This is a genomic window from Stenotrophomonas sp. GD03819, from assembly GCF_029841665.1.
Lineage (GTDB): Bacteria > Pseudomonadota > Gammaproteobacteria > Xanthomonadales > Xanthomonadaceae > Stenotrophomonas > Stenotrophomonas geniculata.
The window spans coordinates 1-1,210 of the sequence record NZ_JAOCEW010000074.1; the positions used below are offsets into that span (position 1 = coordinate 1).

Below are 1,210 nucleotides of genomic sequence, written 5' to 3' on the forward strand. Positions count from 1 at the left end.
GGCTTGTATGTTCCTCCCGGCTCCTACGCGGTATGTAGGAGCCAGGGTGGAGGGACCGTCAAGCATGCATCTGCGGATACCAGCCGACAGACGAGTCGAGCGATCCCCATCCCGCACACGAACGTCGATAAAGGATCGTACGGCCCCCAAAGGGGATCGTCGATGTAGGCAAGCTAACGTCGGTGCGGTACCACCCCAGCCCTTTAAAGATAGCTGGGAGCCGTACAAATGTCTGATTCTCTCGATATTGGCGTGGACGTGGACTCCAAGGAGTTCGTGCCGGCGGTGGCCGACCGCAAGGCCGGTGACAGGGTCGCCAACACCCGGGCCGGGATAGCCAAGTGGCTCAAAACCTTGCCCCAGCGATGCCGGATTGGAATGGAAGCGACGGGGCGGTACTACGAGTTGTTGGCTCGGATGGCTGGCCAGGCGGGCCACGTTGTCTATGTAATCGATCCACGGCTGATCAAGAACTATGCCCGGGCGACGGGCTCGCGTGGCAAGACAGACGCCATGGACGCCCAAGCGATCGCCCGCTATGTGAAGAAGGAGAGCGACCGCCTGCGTGAATACGTACCGCGTACCGACGAGCAGCAACAGATGCACGATTTGCTGCGCAAGCGGCGAGCGCTGGTGGAGACGCGCGCGCGCCTGGAGCAATCCTTCGGGGTAAGCAAAAGTGACCCTGGGGAGCTGTCTGATCTGTTCTGCGCTCTGGCTGGGACGCTGTCGGAGCTGGAAAGCGAACTGCAGCGCTTGGGCCGCGATGGAGAGCATGGCGCGCTCTACAAGCGCCTGCTGACCATCCCGGGTATCGGCCCTGCCGTCGCGTCCCACCTGATTTACTACATGACGCGCTGGCCGTTGGCCAACGCCAACGCATGGATTGCCTGCACCGGCCTGGATCCCCGGCCCAACGAGTCTGGCGGCAGAACTGGACGACGTCGGCTGTCCAAACAGGGCGCACCGATGCTGCGCCAGATGCTCTACATGGCTGCAATGGGGCTCAAGCGGTGTCGCCGGGGGCAACCGCTCTACGACGAGCTGGCAAAACGCGGTCACCCCAGCACCGCCGTCTTCAACATTCTGGCAAGGAAGCTGGCCAGGATCGCCTGGGGCGTGTTCAAAAGCGGCCGAGACTTCGATCCGGCCATGCTGAAGGTGGGTCAAGCCTGCTTCCAGCAGGCTTGACCACGAACATAGGATCTCG

Annotated in this window: 1 protein-coding gene; it reads left to right on the forward strand. The window is 62.3% G+C overall.

The window, feature by feature from the left end:
• Positions 1–228: 228 nt before the first annotated feature.
• On the forward strand, positions 229–1,191 hold the full coding sequence (locus N5D45_RS22535) for a transposase (protein WP_134732551.1): 963 nt from the start codon (positions 229–231) through the stop codon (positions 1,189–1,191).
• Positions 1,192–1,210 lie beyond the last annotated feature (19 nt).

What these genes read in the sequence shown, in the direction of transcription:
- N5D45_RS22535 (WP_134732551.1), top strand. Translation starts at nt 229, where the DNA reads ATGTCTGATTCTCTCGATATTGGCGTGGACGTGGACTCCAAGGAGTTC.